Genomic DNA, 15867 nt, shown 5'->3' on the forward strand with positions numbered 1-15867 from the left:
TTGCGTGCGGCCTCGAAAACGAATAGCTTTTGCTTGTGAGGTGGGTGCCGGCCCACCCGGTTGTGTCCAGCCAACTCGAATCGCAATCCATGAGCACGCACCCTGAGAAACTTCGTTGCATGGCTTTGTCGGGCACGATTTCCATCCCGCCGCGGTTCCCTGACATCGCGACCATCTCTTTCGAGAAAGGCGATGCTCCCAGTGACCCGGTGTTGATTGTGGCGACTCAAAGATTGTCGCCCAAGTTGACCCTTCGACGATCATTCCGTGCCGAAGACGTTTGTTCGGTTTTTGTTCCCGCTAGCGAAACTCAGGTCGACTACGAAAAGGGAGCTTGGCTGCACGATGTGGAGTTGGCGGACAAGGTTCAATCCATGACCAACAAAGGAGCGATTCGCGGAATCCTTTATGTTCGCGAGCATGCACAATCTCTCTTGGAGATGGATGCCGGCATGACAGCCGCGGAGAGCGCGGAATTTTATCCTCCGCTTCCCGAAGATCGGTCGGTCAATCACTACAACATGGAACCGATTGCGATCCCTTGCCAGTGACTTTCGCTGTTCGGGATGTTCCTGAGATCGATGTGGTGATTCTGTCTCGGGACGAGTCGGCCATCAACGCTACGGTTGTCAGCGCGTTGCGGTCGCAAGTCGGTGTCAATCTGTCCGTCCATCGTATCGTGGGGGCTCCGCGATCGACGGATTCAGGACGTATCGCCACCATCGTGCGAGCACGAAACGAAGGCGTGCACTGTGGGAACTCCGCACTGGTGATGTTTCTCGACGACGACGTGGTTCTCGCGAGTGACTGCATCGCCAGGCTACATCACGCGCTAATGTCGCGACGCGATCAGGCTGGAGTCGCCGCGGATTATCTCGGCGAGTCGAGCGGCGTTTCTCCAAGCAAGCACGTCGCGATGGGGGCAACGTTGTTCTGGAGATCGGTGCTGCAGCAACAGCCGTTTCGCTATGAACCGGGGCGTTGCGAATGTCTGTGCAAGTGTGAAGATGTCCGTCGGCTAGGTTTGCGGATTGACTATGTCGCAGGTGCCCGGGCGGAGCATCGGAAACAAAACCTGCCTTGCCAGAGCCATTCTCATGCCGTCGCAGGAGAGGAGTTCAAAGCAAAAGAGGAACACCCGGCCAAAATATTGGTCGCATTCAATCGGCGAGATGTTCCTCGATTTCGAAATGGCTTTTTGCGAACATTGAGGAGTTGTGGCAACGACGAGCAAGTGATCGCTGTCGGCTATGGTCTTTATCCCAGCGAAATCACACGTCTCGCGAGTGAGCCGAATCTGCGTTTGATTTCCAAACCGTACAACGGCCAGTTGCCGCCAGTGCGTCGGTTGTCTGACTTCGCGAGCGTTGCCGCCGAGTTGCCGGAACAGACTCCGTTGGCTTATTGGGATGCGGGCGATGTCTTGTTCCAGGGAAAACTCTTGCCGTTGTGGGCTCTCGCGCGATCCAATCCGACGAAGATCCTGGCGGTACGAGAACCCAGTGGATATCCAGAAAATCCCGCGATTCGCGGTTGGACTCAAACGATCTCAGATATGTCGATGAGGCGACAGGTGTTCGAGCGATTCGCGACGAACCCGTTCCTCAACAGCGGATTCGCGGCGGGATCGGCCCGTGCGATGCGAGGCTATTTCGAAGAGGCCGTTCGGCTGCGCGCATCGTCTTCGCTGCGAGGGACGACGGATTGGGGCGACCAAACAGCATTGAATTTGTTTTGTCACAGCGATCCAGAACGCTGGGCGGAGGTTCCTCAGGAATGGAACTACTGCGTGCACGATCGCGTCCGCGGTGAAGTTCGAATTTCACCCGAGGGAATCGTGTTCGATCGAAATGGGAAAGTTCCAACAGTCGTCCACGGCAACGCCAGGTCATTGCGGCAGTTTGCCATCCTTCGATGAGCGAGAAATTGGGATGCAATCGATTGACGAAGACACACCGACATTCGTCATCAGTTTGTTGGACGAAGCATCCGAACATCGTCGACGGCAAGTCAAACGTCACTTGGATCGAGCAGGCTTTCGGAATGCGACCTTCGTCCGTGCCAAGTCACCAGACAGCGAGCAATTTGCTCAGCGAGGCTATCCCAGCGAACTACAAGGACGTTGGCGCACTGATTTGCGGCATTTGTGGGGAAGCGCGGCGTGCACCTTGTCGCATTTACAGTTCTACGGACGTGGCACGGATGAATTGCCGGTGATCATTCTGGAAGACGATGTCACGATTCATCCAGACTTCTTTCACTACATGCAGCGAATTGAATTCCCTTGCGAAGTGGATTGGGACATTTGTCATTTGGGGCTGACCAACCCGAAAATCTCCGCGATTGAAAATCCAGAACGCGTGGTGACGCCACAATTGGTTCGTTGTCCGCCGAATGAGGTCGCCTGCACCCACAGCTACATCCTTCGACGTCCAATCTTGGATCGTCTGCTGCCCATGCGAGAGGAGGTGGATTGGCAATTGTCTCGCTGCACCGAGTCAATCCGCAGTTTCGTGATCGATCATGATCCGAAATTGGTTCAGCCTGACTTCCAAATGCCCAGTGTTCGCACGGCGATCGATCATGTTGCGTGGCACCGCAATAATCCAGAAACCGCGTGAAACGCGACGTTTTGTATCGCTGAACCTGTGTCCCAAGTTGCCTGGTTTTCCCGTTTTGTTGCATCGAAAGACGCATGAATTTCTGTCTTGGTGTGGTCAAACTGTTCTGCTAATTTCCCCTCCATCGCCGGTGAGCCAGGATGGCCCCCGCAAACGGCGATGCGAACTTTTCAGAACCGGAAGGGAGTCCGACGTGGAAAACACGCAAAAAACTGGCCCAAATTCGACCGGACAAGCCGCTCATATTCGCTGGATGATTCGTCGCGATATGCCGGATGTCTTGGGCATTGAGAACAACTGTTTTGAGTTCGCATGGTCCGAAGACGATTTCATTCGTTGCCTCCGTCAACGCAATTGCATCGGCATGGTGGCTGAATGTGACGAGCGTGTGGCAGGCTTCATGATCTATGAACTGCATAAGAACCGATTGCACATTTTGAACTTCGCCGTGCACAGCGATTACCGACGACGCGGGATCGGCAACACGATGATGCAAAAGCTGCTCGGCAAACTTTCGCAAGAGCGTCGCAATCGCATCATGTTGGAAGTGCGTGAGACAAATTTGGAGGCTCAGTTGTTCTTCAAGTCGCTCGGATTCAAGGCGATCTCGGTTCTACGAGATTTCTATGATGACGCGACGGAAGACGCCTACCTGATGCAATTCCGTTATCAGCCAACCGCCGAAGAATTGGCGGCTCCTCACAACCGAATTTCGCGGATGGCTGGTTGAAAGCCTTTCCGCAAACAGTCAAAGCAAACAAAAGCCGGCTTCATGAGTCGGCTTTTTTCATAGGTCACAAAGCTGTTTCGAAAGAGTTTCGATGGAGCCGTACAACTTTCAAACGCTCGACTCGAAAGGCCGCCGGGCCCAGGTCATTTCCCGATCGGAGTGGGGATCTTCATCCGATCAGTGGAACGGGGCGTTGGATGGCAAAACGCTCGGGACCAAGCTGACCGTCTTGTTCTACTGCACCGAAACCGTTGGCGAGGGCCCGCGTTGGCACGTGCATCCCTACGACGAGGTCTTCATTGTTCGCCGTGGCCGTGCGCTGTTCACAATCGGTGATCAAAAGGTCGAGGCCAGCGAAGGAGATGTCTTGATGGGACCGGCCGACGTCCCTCACAAATACCACAACCTCGGTCCAGGCAAACTGGAGACAACCGACATCCATCTGTCAGATCGTTGGATTCAAGCCAACCTGGATGATCCCGAGTTGTGAATGCAATTGCTTGAGCTGAGCACTTGCTGACAATTCGCGTTGATTGCGTTCACGACCGTTCAGCCTCAATCGTCGTTCGTCAGTTCCTGATAGGTGGTCCAGTAGCGGCGGCCGAATTCTCGGGCAGCTTCGGCGGAGAAGTGTGTTTGGTCGCCTTTGTGGCCGAGTCCGTCCGATGCGACGAAGGCTGTGTTTTCAATGCGATCGGGCAGTGTCTTGTGTGCCTCGTTCACCAGGAGCCGATGCTTGTTCCAAGGGCGTTCTTCGAATTGCCCCAGTTGCCCGGCGATGAACGGGATCTTGGGCGTCTTAAATTCTGTTCGGAATCGCTCGATCAATTCATCCAACTTGGCTTGGTAGTCGCCAGCGTTCTTTGGGTTGGAATCGGACTCGCCTTGATGCCAAAGAATGCCTTTGAGTTCACCGAACTGAAGTGCCCATCGGACGCGCTGGACGCAATCGTCATAGGGATGCAGTTGGGTAGGCTCGTGGAATCCATCGGGCACCCAGGTTGTGATGGATGAACCACCGACCGCGCAGGGGATCAATCCGACGTGGGCATCCGGGTGAGCCTCGGCGTAGAGCACGCCGAATGTTTTGCCTGGTCCAACACCGACCAGCGAAGGTTTGTCAAAGTGAATCGGGTCAGCGGCGGGGACCCACGTCTGGTCGGGGCTGACCGTCCAAACTCGAGGATGCGGTTGCTGGTCTTCGGCCGAGGGGTTGCCGCGACCCGCCATGTTGGATTGTCCGGCGAGCAGGAATAAATGCAGGTTTGGCGGAGGGGACGCGGTGGCGTTGGCTTGGGCTAAGTCAGCCTTCGAGGCTTCATCCGCGGCGGAGTGATTGAGCCATGTGACCGCCAGCATCAAAGCGGCAAAGCAAATCGCCTCGCGGCGTTGTTTCTTCGTTGTGGACATTGGATTTCCTTTCGTGGGGAAGGGGAATCATATCATCGAACGCCGGCGAAGTTGGTTGACGTGGCATCGAGGATGCTCAGATGGCTTCGCCACCACGCTCGCCGGTGCGGATTCGGACACAGTCGTCCATGGGCAGGACAAAGATTTTGCCGTCACCGATTTCGCCGCTGTCTCCGCTGCGTCCGCCTTCCAAGATGGCGTCGATGGTGGGTTGGACGAATTCTTCGTTGACGCCAATTTGCAACTGGACTTTCCGAAGCAAGTTGACGCCGTAATCACGGCCTCGCATTGATCCGGTCTGTCCGCGTTGTCGGCCGAATCCCTGGCAATCCACCACTGTCAGCCGGTGCACCTCCACACGTGTCAGCGCCTCTTTGATGGCGTCGAGTTTGGAAGGCTGGACGATGGCAATGATCAATTTCATGGACGGTTCAAATTCAATTCGCGAGCGGGCGACTTTCAGCGGGCCGATCGTGCGGGCTTTGAAAAAGCAGTGCCCGGTTCCCCGCTCAGGTCCGCTCCTGACGTGGATCGATGGCCGGTTGCCGTGGTCGCCAAGGAGGAATTTAGACGATCCGATGTGCTTCGCGTAGACCCGTTGGGAAACAGTGTCGGCGCATAAAAAAAGACCCCGATCCGCGACAGGTGAGGCGGACACCCATCGCGGACCATTGGGGCTTCTTCTGGCCCAGGCAAGAGCCGAGAAGTTCAAATCACCGCGCGGCGACGCCGCCGGATGAGGTAACGGCACATCCGGCGGCATCACTGCGGTGGGTAGAACTAGATCACCGACCCGCCAGCGACGGCGTCCGATGGGTAAGCGTGCATGCCGTGCTCGCTGATGTCCAAACCGGCTTGCTCCTCTTGAGGGCTAACTCGAAGCATTCCAACAGCTTTGAGGACACCGAAGACGACCGACATGGTGATGAAGGCCCATGCACAGATCGAAACGGTACCGATCAACTGAATCATGAAGCTGGTCGAGCCTGATTCCAGGTGAGCGTTTGGCAGGATGCCGAGAGCCATGCAGCCCCAGACGCCACAGATGCCGTGGACAGGGAAGGCACCGACAGGGTCGTCGATTTTCATCTTGTCCAAAGCAACAATCGAGAGAACAACCAAAGCACCGGCGACGGCACCGACAACGATGGACATTGTGTTGCTCATGGCGTCACAGCAAGCGGTGATGCCGACCAATCCACCCAGTGCACCGTTGAGACCCATGGTCAGATCTGGTTTGCCGAACAGGCCCCAGGAAACGATGGTGGCAACGATCACACCAGCAGCAGCGGCGAGGGTTGTGTTCACAGCGATGAAGACAGTCGCGTCGATGTCAGCACCCGACTGGAAAGCCAATTGGCTACCAGGGTTGAATCCGTACCAACCCACCCACAGGATAAACACACCCAGAGCGGCGAAAGCAACATTGTGACCTGGCAATGGAACGCTCTTGCCTTCGGCGGTGTAACGACCCAGGCGAGGGCCGAGAAAGATGGCACCGGCCAAGCCAGCGAAACCACCGACTGCGTGAACCACAGCCGAACCAGCAAAGTCCTGAAAGCCCATGGTGTATTCGCCGTCGACCAATTCGCCGAACTGCATCAACCATCCTCCACCCCATTTCCAGTAACCACTGATGGGATAGATCAAACCGGTCAAGATTGCGCTGTAGATCAAGTAAGCGTTGAATTTCATACGGCCAGCAACAGCACCCGAGACGATGGTTGCGGCGGTGGCGGCGAAGACGGCTTGGAAGAACCAATCGACTTGCGGCGAGAATGTTTGGTCAGGACTTGGGTCGTAGATGCCCGAGCCACCGAAGGCGAAGTAGCCGTTGGTCACGTCACCGTAGCTGCCGGGATACATCAACCCGAACCCAATGACAAAGAACAGCAGTGCTCCCACTGACAAGTCCATCAAGTTCTTAGAAAGAATGTTGATGGTGTTCTTGGAGGAGTTGAGCCCGACTTCGACCATGGCGAAGCCAGCCTGCATGAAGAGGACCAAAACCGCACAAAGGAACAAGAACCCGTTGTCAAAGGCGTACCCTACACCTGGATCAGCGGCGGCTTCTTCCTCGACGATTTCAGCGTCACCCGCGTCGGCAACCTCTGCAGTTTCCGTTGCAGCCGCTGGCTCATCCTGAGCCGAAGCTACCGACGCGAGTGAACCGCCGATCCCCATCATCCCCACAAGGAGAGCGATAGTGAGCCCGGCGAGGCGGATACCCGTCCATCCGCCGCCAGGCTGGTGTGTTGTTGATACTGAGATCGAACTCATGTGGTCTTCCTTCTCGTAAAGACAGTTGATGTGTCGTGACGCTGTTGCCTGGGCACCCATTGCCGAGACGAATCATTCACCGCGCCAACTTTTGCGAACTGAGTGCTACTCCTCCGTCCACCGTCCAACTCCTGCCCGGGCCATCCGTAATCGCTCGTGAGTCGTGCGTTGTCCTTTTGGGAAGCACTTCTTTTCGGAGGAGGGCTATTGGCACACAGTGGGCCAAATGCAAAAGCTGGTTTTTGTTTCGGTTTGTAAGTGGCTTGTGGGAAAGGGTTTCGGGGTTTGAGAAAGTTTTTGTTGGTGATCGTTCGCCTTCTGTTGATGAGTTGGGTGCTTAACCCTTGTGCAGGCGAGGAATGGCGGAGCTTAAAAAATGGGCATGAGCCACCGTCAGTCGCGGGGGGATCAATCTGAGGCCTTGTTACGCCTCACAAGAAGCGATCCGGCGTTGCGTTTGGTTTGGCAACGTTTGGGTGATCCGCCGAGCTGGAGTCGGCCCGCGGGCTTGGAAACCCTGGTCCGAATCATCCTGGAGCAAAAGGTTTCGCTGAGATCCGCGGAGGCTGTCTTCTTGCGACTGCGGGAAGCGTCCGGCGGGCGAATCACCGGGCGAAGTCTGTCTTCGGTCCGATCTGAAACGATGGTGCGGTGCGGTGTCAGTCGACAGAAGCAACGCTATCTGCAAGCGATCGCATCCGAGGTGGTCGAGAATCGGTTGCGTCTGGACGAGCTGAAGCTGCAGAGCGATGAGGCTGTCCGAGAACGACTCACCAATTTGCTGGGAGTCGGCAATTGGAGTGCTGATGTCTATCTGATGAGTGCACTGGATCGGCGGGACATTCTCCCAACGGGCGATTTGGGATTGCTCAAAGGGATTGAGGAACTGGACGGAGGCAACTATCCCGATTTTGATGCGGTGATCGAGCGTGCAGAAGTTTGGCGTCCCTATCGTTCGACAGCGACTCGACTGATTTGGGCGTTGTACTTGGACAATCGAGGCTGGGGTGGTTGAGGCTGGGGCCATCGAAATGGAAACGGCTGGATGAGTTTCTTTCCCCCATCTGAAATCAACGTGCCTCAACCTGTTCGACACGAATCGCCGTTGCCGCAAATGCCGCAGCGGTCGCCAAAATCAGTCAGAGCCGTTTGCGTGTCCCCCGGGCAAATTGCCTAAGGCGTGCAGCTGTCCGAAACGTCCGTTCTGCGGCATTTGGCACGCCATCTTCATCGCCCCCTCACATTTCCGCCTGACAGGGGGCAGGCGTTGGTTTAAGATAAGTTGGTGACGTGAAAGCTTTTGCGTCGCCCCCACCCGGATGTCTCGCATCCGTCTCTCCTCTCTTTTCGTCCTACCGATTTGGTTCTCTCCTCATGGAACCTTCCTCCACGCCGGGTCCGGCGCGCAATGGTCGTCGCAGCAATCGCCGCATGCGCCACCCCGATAAAGAAGTCGACAAACGTGTTCGCGAATTGGATGCGGAACGTGATCCGCTGTCGTTACCGGAAGAAATCGTCAGTGAAGTGACGAAGGCCGGTGGACGAGTGGGCATCCCATCCAAGGACAAGTCGCCTCAGCAAGCGTTGAATATCAACGATCTGCAAAAGCTCGAACACGATGAATTGCTGGCTCTGGCTGATACCGAAGGTCTGAAGGAATACGCCGGGCTGCCTCGACAGGAATTGGTGTTCCGGCTGTTGAAGGCTCGGATGAGCGCCAACGGTCTGATGTACGGCGAGGGCACGTTGGAAATTCTGCCCGATGGGTTCGGGTTTCTTCGCAGCGCTCAATACCACTATCTGTCATGTCCTGATGACATTTACGTGTCGCCCAGTCAGATCCGTCGATTTGGGTTGCATACCGGTTCGCACGTGGCAGGGCAAATTCGGCCACCCAAAGAGAACGAACGCTACTTTGCGATGTTGCGGATCGAAGCGATCAACCATGCCGATCCAATGCAGCGTCAGCGATTGACCCCGTTTGACGATCTGACGCCGCTGCATCCTCGCACCCGGATCGTCACCGAGCATCAAGCTCAGGAACTCAGCACCCGAGTGGTGGACTTGTTCACTCCGATTGGGTTTGGTCAACGTGGATTGATCGTCAGTCCGCCTCGTGCCGGCAAAACCATGTTGATGCAGAGCCTGGCTCGTGGTGTGCTCAGCAACTACCCGAACGCTTACGTTGTGGTGTTGCTCATCGATGAGCGGCCAGAAGAAGTCACCGACATGGAACGCGAAATTCAATCGCCGCAGTGTGAGGTGATCAGCAGCACGTTTGATGAACCGCCAGCACGCCACATCCAGGTCGCTCAGATGGTGATCGAAAAAGCGAAGCGGATGGTGGAGTCGGGGACGGACGTGGTCATCTTCTTGGATTCCATCACGCGATTGGCTCGCGCGTTCAACAGTGATACCGAATCAGCCACCGGCAAGCTTTTGACCGGTGGTTTGGACGCGGGTGCGATGCAGAAACCCAAATCGATTTTTGGTTCGGCTCGCAAAGTGGAAGAAGGCGGATCGTTGACGATCCTGGCGACTGCATTGGTCGACACGGGAAGCCGCATGGACGATGTGATCTTCGAAGAATTCAAAGGCACGGGCAACCTCGAGATCGTTCTCGACCAAGACCTTGTTTCGCGACGCGTTTGGCCGGCGATCGATCTGACCCGCAGCGGCACCCGTCGCGAAGAAATGCTGTTGGATCAGGAGGAGCATCGTCGGATCGAATCGTTGCGTCGCAATTTGGCGGAACATTCGCCAGTCGATTCGATGGTGGAGTTGACGAAACGGCTGCGGAAAACGCAAAACAATGCGGAGTTTCTGATGAGCGTTCCCGTCGACGATTGATCGTGTCGCGTGGAACGCTTTCGCAGATTAAGTTTTGCCTTTCTTTCATCCCTCCACCTTGAGTCTTCCATGCCAACCATCGACGGAACAACTGGTTCCTTGCCCAGCGGTCGCGTGGCGATCATTGCCAGTCGCTACAACGCCAACATTTGTGACGCAATGGTTGAGGGATCCATTCGTACGTTGAAAGAAGCGGGCGTTTCGGAGGAACACTTGTGGATCATTCGAGTTCCCGGAGCGTGGGAATTGTGCTGGGCGGTGGAGCAAGCGTTTCAGCATCCCAATGTTGTCGGTGCCGTGGCACTCGGTTGTGTCATTCGAGGCGAGACGACTCACGATGAACACATCAATCGCGCAGTCAGCGACACTTTGATGGAGCAAACCGTGCGTACCGGTCGCCCCGTCGGATTTGGGCTGCTGACTTGCAACAACGTCGAACAAGCCATCCAGCGAAGCGGCGGCACGGTGGGCAACAAAGGGGAAGAAGCCGCCGAGGCGATGCTGGAGATGCTGCGACTGCAAGCCAAAATGCGATAGCCCGCTTCGCAATTGGTCCCGGCGAATGAAGCGAGCGGTGCCTGAAAGGAACCATGAATGACACGCCTTTTCATTCAATTCTTTTGCGGTGTGTTATTGATCTTGTTCATCGCTTGGGGCATTCAAGCGTACGTGTTCCGCGGCACGACCGAGGCTCAAAACATTGCGGTGATTGAGACCGCGCTGAGCGGTGGGGCGTTGCTCGCGCGAGACACCGTTCTGGCAGGTGGTTCAGACCGGATGGATGAGAGTGTGGCGGAGGTTCAGACTCGCTTTCGTTACCCGGTCAAGATTGTTCAGCGATCCGATCGGAACCTGTCGGACGTTCATCACCAACGTCTGAACGATGGCGAAGCGATCTTGCATGGCAGCTACATTTTGGTGGCGTTGCCGGAGTCGTCTGAATTGGTGCGTCTTGGGCCGTTGCCTCAATTCGCAGGACCCCGGCGCAGTGATGTGTTGATCGGTCTGGGAAGTGTGTTGCTATTGGCGGCGACGGCGATCGCGATTTTGCTTCGTCCGATTGCTCGTCAATTTCGCAGCGTCGAACGGACCGCGCTGGCGATCGCCGAAGGTGACTTTTCGGCTCGGATCGACGAATCGGGCCACCGCCGAGGTTTGCCAATCGTCGCGGCGTTCAACACGATGGCCGACCGCGTTGAATCGTTGTTGCGATCTCAAAAGGAATTGTTGCAGGCGGTCTCGCATGAACTCAGAACTCCGCTTGCAAGAATTAAATTCGCGACGGAGTTGGTGCGTTCGGCGGACACGGAGGCCAAACGCAATCAGAGGATTGATTCGATTGACGAAGCCACGGACAAACTCGATGACTTGGTGGCGGAGTTGTTGAACTACACGCGAGTGGATGAGCAATCGCAGGTGGCACCACGCGAGCGAGTGTTGGCCTACGAAATCGCGTGCGAAGCGATGGGGCAATACGATCAGTTGCACCCGAACGTGCAGTTTGTTGTTATCCAACCCGACCGTGACATCGAGTTGGTGACCTATCCGGCGGGGTTGGTCCGCGCCCTAGGAAACCTGATTGGCAACGCGGGGAAATACGCCAAGACGCAGGTGCGGGTATCCATCGAACAGCGAGCCAACCTCGTGTGTTTTCAGGTGGAAGATGACGGCGTGGGAGTTCCGGAGGAACAGCGACGGTACATCTTCGAACCGTTTTTGCGTTTGTCTGGCGACTCGCAACCGGGCACGGGGTTGGGTCTGGCGTTGGTGCGTCGGATCTGTCGCCGGTTGGGAGGCAAGGTCACCGTCGCCGATAGTGAATTGGGCGGAGCTTCGTTTGAAATCGAACTTCGTCAATCGCTTTTGCCCATGCCAGCGACGTCACCCATCAACGGCGATGATGAGACGCAATGATTCTCTGAATTACATCACGCCATGATGTCGTTGGGCAACGTTCATGTGACCATTGGCGATGATTGGATGAGGTAGAATACAAGACCTCGTCCAACGGAGAGCCTGTTTCATGACAACAACATCAATGCTTCGAAAGCCAAGGACATGGCTGTTCATCATCGCAACCGTTGTTTTCGTTGGTGTGCCCGCTTATATCGAATTCAAACTGCGACGCCCGGTGGGTGAAGGCCCGGCAGGGCCATCGGTTGCACGGGAACCATTCGATGAGGTTTGGACCAGCAGGCAAGTGCATTTGTTGGGCATCGGTGACAGCGTCACGCGAGGTCTTGGTGCAAAGTCCAAAAAGCATTCGTACTTCGAACGCTTACGACAGAATCCCGAGGACGAGTTTGAGGGCATGAAGGGCAAGCACCTGTCGGCTGTTTTGCCCAATCTGCAGGCCACCAATGTTGCCGTTTCCGGTTCGACTTCGTTGGACCACGAGCGAGTGGTGTTTGAAGAGTTGGTGCCATTCGCAGAAGACGAATTCGGGTTGATCGTGGTGACGACCGGCGGGAACGATTTGATTCACAGCTACGGTCGACGACCTCCGAAAGAAGGGGCGATGTACGGAGCAAGCTTGGAGCAAGCTCAGCCTTGGATCGAGGCGTTCGAAGATCGTCTGCAGCGGATGGTCACGCGGATCACCGAGTTGTTCCCCGGTGGATGTTTGATCTTTGTGGGTGACATTTACGATCCGACCGATGGCGTTGGCGACGCCCCCAGCATCTTCTTGCCGGATTGGCCCGACGGTTTGGCCATTCACGCTCAGTACAACCAAGTCATTCGCCGAGTCGCGGGGAGGCACGAGCATGTGCACGTCGTTCCGCTTCACGAGACGTTCTTAGGACACGGATCCCACTGCCGACAATTTTGGCGTTCACACTACGATTCCGCGGACCCCACGTACTGGTTTTACAGCAACATCGAAGACCCGAACGATCGCGGCTACGATGCGATTCGTCGTGTGTTTTTGAATGAGATCATTACGCAGCGAGACGCGTTTCGTTGATCAGGATCGTGCTTCCAGCATTTCCCAACGCTCGTATGCCACGGCCAATTCCGACTCTTTCTCTTTCAACGCGTTGGATTTTGCCGCAATGGCATCGCCTCCGGACTGATAGAACTCCGGCGCGGCCATCTCTTCATGAATCGTCGCGATTTCCGTTTCCAACTTTTCAATCTTGGTCGGCAATTGCTTCAGTTCACGCTGTTCGTTGTACGACAACTTCGCGGGGCGGTCCGCGGATTCGGTCTGTTTCGGCTTGGCCGCTACCGAGTTTGCTTTCTTCTGAGCTTCTTGCTGGGCGGCGAGTTCATCACGGCGGCGCTGATGAGCGGCTTCCCATTCGTCGTAGCCTCCGACATATTCGTTGACAATGCCAGGATGGGACTCATCGTCAAACGCCAGCGTGCTGGTGACCACGTTGTTCAGAAACGTCCGGTCGTGGCTGACCATCAACAACGTGCCATTGAAGTTGACCAGTTGTTCTTCCAGTAGTTCCAAGGTTTCTGCATCCAAGTCGTTTGTTGGTTCGTCCAACACAATGACATTGGCCGGTTGAGTCATCAACTTTGCCAACAAGGCTCGGTTGCGTTCGCCCCCGGAGAGAAACTTGACTTGGGTTCGGGCACGTTCGGGCGTGAAAAGGTAATCCTGCAAATAACCCAAGATGTGTTTGGTCGTGTCACCGACTTGCACCTTGTCCGCGCCTTCGCCCACGTTTTCTTGGACCGTCAATTCGGGGTCCAGAGTATCACGCAGTTGATCAAAGTAAGCGATTTTGGAATTGGTACCCAATCGAACAGAACCTTCGGTGGGTTCGAGTTTGCCGAGGATCAATTTCAGCAGCGTCGATTTGCCGGCACCGTTGGGTCCGATGATCCCGATCTTATCACCACGCATGATCAAGGCTGAAAAATCGCGGACGATCGTTCGGTCGGTGTCTGGGTAAGCAAACGAAACGTCGTCAATCTTGGCGACCAATGCACCACTGCGTTCGGCGACTTGCAAGTTGAGTTTCGCCTTGCCCTCCAAACTTCGTCGCTCGCGGGCTTCGTTGCGCATCGATTTCAACGCCCGCACTCGGCCCTCGTTTCGCGTGCGGCGAGCTTTGATGCCCTGGCGGATCCAGGCTTCTTCTTCGGCCAATCGTTTGTCGAACAGTGCGTTTTGCTTTTCTTCCGCTTCTAAGGCGGCGGCTTTGCGTTGCAAAAAGGTTTGGTAGTCGCAGGTCCAATCGAACAGTCGCCCGCGATCAATTTCCCAGATGCGATTCGCGAGGGATTGCAGGAAGGATCGGTCGTGAGTGATGAACATCAACGTGCCCGACCAACGCTGCAGAAAGTCCTCCAACCAAACGATCGATGGAATGTCCAAGTGGTTGGTGGGTTCGTCCAGCAGCAGCATGTCCGGTTCGCTGGCGATGGCTCGAGCCAGCAACACACGTCGGCGCATGCCGCTGCTGAGGCTGTCGAACGGGACGTCGGGATCCAGATTCATGCGGGTGAGCGTTTCTTCAATCTTCTGTTCGATCTCCCAGCTTTCCCAGGTCTCGTGATCGGACGGACCGAGTGAAGTGCCGAGACGGAACGTGGTGCCGAGTTCCGCAAATTGTTCGGCGGGCATGGTGACCAATTCGCGGACGCTGCCCTGAACGTTTTGAGGAACGTCTTGGGTCAAACGAGCCAAACGCACTTTGCCGTCCAGCAAGACCTGTCCGTTGTCCGGAGTCACATCGCCTGACAGAATCTTCAACAGCGTTGTTTTGCCGGCTCCGTTGCGACCGAGCAAACCGATGCGTTGGCCTCGTTCAATCCGAGCCGACACGCCATCAAACAAGGCGGGGCCACGGAAACCAATGGTCAAATCGTCCAAAGTGATCATACGGTGGCTGTGCTTTCGGCTTCGTCCATGGATTCGCGAAACAGGTCGGCGATGACGTCTTCGAGCGGTGGGTCTTCCACGACGACATCCTCGATCGCATGATCACGCAACGTTTCGGCAAGCAGTTTGGGAACGTCACTGCGAGGTACGCGGTAGGTGAGTTTTGGCCAGTTCTCATCAACGACTTCACCCAACCGTTCGGGGCGAGTGAGGTTTTCGGACGCTGCGAATTGCAGCGTGACCAATTTGTAACCGCTGAATTTGTCGACAATGCCCGACAGCGATCCGTCGTACTGGATGGTGCCTTGAGCGATCACGACGACTCGCCGGCAAAGCGCCGCGACGTCCTTCATGTAGTGACTGGTCAGTAGAATCGTGATCTTGCGTTTCTCTTGGTAGTAACGCAGGAACTGTTGAATGTTGTGTTGTGCGATGACGTCCAAGCCGATCGTCGGTTCATCCAGAAACAGCACTTCGGGGCTGTGTAGCAGAGCCGCGATCAGCTCCATCTTCATGCGTTCGCCCAGCGACAATTCGCGAACGGGTTGATCCAGCAGACGCGTCACATCGAGCAGGTCACTGATCTCGTCCAAACGAGACTTGAACTCCGTTTCGGGGATGCCATAGATGTGTTGATGCAATCGATAGGATTCGCGAGCGGGCAAGTCCCACCACAATTGGTTCTTCTGCCCCATTACCAACGCGAACCGACGGCGGTAACCGTCTTTGCGTTCCCAAGGCACAAAACCCATCACCGTCGCCGAGCCGGAGGTGGGCTGGATCACACCGCTGAGGAGTTTCAACGTTGTTGTTTTTCCCGCGCCGTTGGGGCCGAGGAAAGCGACAAACTCGCCCTGGTCCACTTGCAGATCGATCCCACGGACCGCCGTGACCTCGCGAAATTCACGTCGAAACAAGCCGCGGATACTGCCGCCGATGCCTTCGCGTTTTTGATAAACGCGGTAGTTTTTCGTCAGGTCACGGACTTCGATGATCGACATGGGCGATTGGTGCTGAGGCAAGACGCGATCTCGGGTCGCAAAAGCGAACATTGTAGGGACAGATGACAATCCCGCGAGACCGTACCCTGCCGAGATTTGATTGTCTGTCTGATTGCCCTTTTGCTTGTTGGCCCG

At 55.9% G+C, this 15867-nt stretch carries 15 protein-coding genes; 10 read left to right on the top strand and 5 right to left on the bottom strand.

Annotated elements, in window-relative coordinates; genetic code table 11:
• The first annotated feature begins 89 nt into the window (after positions 1-89).
• The 5 genes from LOC70_RS21690 (at position 90) to LOC70_RS21710 (ending at position 3841) form a co-directional block, all read left to right on the top strand.
• Entirely contained in the window at positions 90-551 is a 462-nt protein-coding gene (locus tag LOC70_RS21690) for a hypothetical protein (RefSeq protein WP_230256061.1), read from the top strand.
• A complete protein-coding gene (locus tag LOC70_RS21695) occupies positions 548-1918 on the top strand; it encodes a glycosyltransferase family 2 protein (protein ID WP_230256062.1) in 1371 nt (456 codons plus the stop codon). Before LOC70_RS21690 ends, LOC70_RS21695 begins: the two co-directional genes overlap by 4 nt.
• 13 nt (positions 1919-1931) lie before the next feature.
• Positions 1932-2621, top strand: coding sequence for a glycosyltransferase family 25 protein (locus LOC70_RS21700; RefSeq protein WP_230256063.1), 690 nt, complete (start codon positions 1932-1934; stop codon positions 2619-2621).
• 253 nt (positions 2622-2874) lie between these two features.
• On the top strand, positions 2875-3351 hold the full coding sequence (rimI, locus tag LOC70_RS21705) for a ribosomal protein S18-alanine N-acetyltransferase (RefSeq protein ID WP_255712622.1): 477 nt from the start codon (positions 2875-2877) through the stop codon (positions 3349-3351).
• A 91-nt stretch (positions 3352-3442) separates the two neighbouring features.
• The gene (locus LOC70_RS21710; protein ID WP_230256065.1) at positions 3443-3841 is read left to right on the top strand and encodes a cupin domain-containing protein; all 399 of its coding nucleotides are present in this window, start codon (positions 3443-3445) and stop codon (positions 3839-3841) included.
• 65 nt (positions 3842-3906) lie between these two features.
• On the opposite strand, the gene LOC70_RS21715 is transcribed toward LOC70_RS21710, so the two are convergent.
• The 3 genes from LOC70_RS21715 to LOC70_RS21725 form a co-directional block, all read right to left on the bottom strand.
• Positions 3907-4761 (bottom strand): sialate O-acetylesterase, encoded by an 855-nt coding sequence (locus LOC70_RS21715; RefSeq protein ID WP_230256066.1) that lies wholly within the window; start codon positions 4759-4761, stop codon positions 3907-3909.
• 76 nt (positions 4762-4837) lie between these two features.
• Positions 4838-5185, bottom strand: coding sequence for a P-II family nitrogen regulator (locus LOC70_RS21720; protein ID WP_230256067.1), 348 nt, complete (start codon positions 5183-5185; stop codon positions 4838-4840).
• A 356-nt stretch (positions 5186-5541) separates the two neighbouring features.
• Positions 5542-6948 (bottom strand): ammonium transporter, encoded by a 1407-nt coding sequence (locus LOC70_RS21725; RefSeq protein WP_230256225.1) that lies wholly within the window; start codon positions 6946-6948, stop codon positions 5542-5544.
• Between the two features lie 514 nt (positions 6949-7462).
• Between LOC70_RS21725 and LOC70_RS21730 the strand changes: the two genes are divergently transcribed.
• The 5 genes from LOC70_RS21730 to LOC70_RS21750 all read left to right on the top strand — a co-directional run bounded on the left by LOC70_RS21730 (position 7463) and on the right by LOC70_RS21750 (position 12856).
• Positions 7463-8056 carry a DNA-3-methyladenine glycosylase family protein gene (locus LOC70_RS21730; RefSeq protein WP_230256068.1) on the top strand — a complete coding sequence of 198 codons (594 nt, stop codon included), beginning with the start codon at positions 7463-7465 and terminating at the stop codon, positions 8054-8056.
• A 416-nt stretch (positions 8057-8472) separates the two neighbouring features.
• Positions 8473-9891, top strand: a complete 1419-nt coding sequence (rho, locus tag LOC70_RS21735) for a transcription termination factor Rho (protein WP_438811137.1) — start codon at positions 8473-8475, stop codon at positions 9889-9891.
• A gap of 69 nt (positions 9892-9960) precedes the next feature.
• Positions 9961-10428 carry a 6,7-dimethyl-8-ribityllumazine synthase gene (ribH, locus tag LOC70_RS21740; protein WP_230256069.1) on the top strand — a complete coding sequence of 156 codons (468 nt, stop codon included), beginning with the start codon at positions 9961-9963 and terminating at the stop codon, positions 10426-10428.
• Positions 10429-10485: 57 nt separating this feature from the next.
• Positions 10486-11805 (top strand): ATP-binding protein, encoded by a 1320-nt coding sequence (locus tag LOC70_RS21745; RefSeq protein WP_230256070.1) that lies wholly within the window; start codon positions 10486-10488, stop codon positions 11803-11805.
• Between the two features lie 109 nt (positions 11806-11914).
• Entirely contained in the window at positions 11915-12856 is a 942-nt protein-coding gene (locus tag LOC70_RS21750; RefSeq protein WP_230256071.1) for an SGNH/GDSL hydrolase family protein, read from the top strand.
• Here LOC70_RS21750 and LOC70_RS21755 read toward each other — a convergent pair whose 3' ends face one another.
• Together LOC70_RS21755 and LOC70_RS21760 are read right to left on the bottom strand one after the other, a co-directional pair.
• On the bottom strand, positions 12857-14731 hold the full coding sequence (locus tag LOC70_RS21755; RefSeq protein WP_230256072.1) for an ATP-binding cassette domain-containing protein: 1875 nt from the start codon (positions 14729-14731) through the stop codon (positions 12857-12859). It abuts the gene before it with no gap.
• Positions 14728-15732, bottom strand: coding sequence for an ABC transporter ATP-binding protein (locus LOC70_RS21760; protein ID WP_230256073.1), 1005 nt, complete (start codon positions 15730-15732; stop codon positions 14728-14730). Before LOC70_RS21760 ends, LOC70_RS21755 begins: the two co-directional genes overlap by 4 nt.
• Positions 15733-15867: the final 135 nt, after the last annotated feature.

Origin of the sequence: Rhodopirellula halodulae, from assembly GCF_020966775.1 — a bacterium.
In the GTDB taxonomy this organism is placed as follows: Bacteria; Planctomycetota; Planctomycetia; order Pirellulales; family Pirellulaceae; genus Rhodopirellula; species Rhodopirellula halodulae.

Bases quoted from the DNA above. Each gene is read 5' to 3' on its own strand.
- LOC70_RS21710 (WP_230256065.1), top strand. From the start codon at position 3,443: ATGGAGCCGTACAACTTTCAAACGCTCGACTCGAAAGGCCGCCGGGCC.
- LOC70_RS21715 (WP_230256066.1), bottom strand. From the start codon at position 4,761: ATGTCCACAACGAAGAAACAACGCCGCGAGGCGATTTGCTTTGCCGCT.
- rimI (WP_255712622.1), top strand. From the start codon at position 2,875: ATGATTCGTCGCGATATGCCGGATGTCTTGGGCATTGAGAACAACTGT.
- LOC70_RS21750 (WP_230256071.1), top strand. From the start codon at position 11,915: ATGACAACAACATCAATGCTTCGAAAGCCAAGGACATGGCTGTTCATC.
- rho (WP_438811137.1), top strand. From the start codon at position 8,473: ATGCGCCACCCCGATAAAGAAGTCGACAAACGTGTTCGCGAATTGGAT.
- LOC70_RS21755 (WP_230256072.1), bottom strand. From the start codon at position 14,731: ATGATCACTTTGGACGATTTGACCATTGGTTTCCGTGGCCCCGCCTTG.
- LOC70_RS21760 (WP_230256073.1), bottom strand. From the start codon at position 15,732: ATGTCGATCATCGAAGTCCGTGACCTGACGAAAAACTACCGCGTTTAT.
- LOC70_RS21745 (WP_230256070.1), top strand. From the start codon at position 10,486: ATGACACGCCTTTTCATTCAATTCTTTTGCGGTGTGTTATTGATCTTG.
- LOC70_RS21725 (WP_230256225.1), bottom strand. From the start codon at position 6,948: ATGATGGGGATCGGCGGTTCACTCGCGTCGGTAGCTTCGGCTCAGGAT.
- LOC70_RS21700 (WP_230256063.1), top strand. From the start codon at position 1,932: ATGCAATCGATTGACGAAGACACACCGACATTCGTCATCAGTTTGTTG.
- LOC70_RS21690 (WP_230256061.1), top strand. From the start codon at position 90: ATGAGCACGCACCCTGAGAAACTTCGTTGCATGGCTTTGTCGGGCACG.
- LOC70_RS21720 (WP_230256067.1), bottom strand. From the start codon at position 5,185: ATGAAATTGATCATTGCCATCGTCCAGCCTTCCAAACTCGACGCCATC.
- ribH (WP_230256069.1), top strand. From the start codon at position 9,961: ATGCCAACCATCGACGGAACAACTGGTTCCTTGCCCAGCGGTCGCGTG.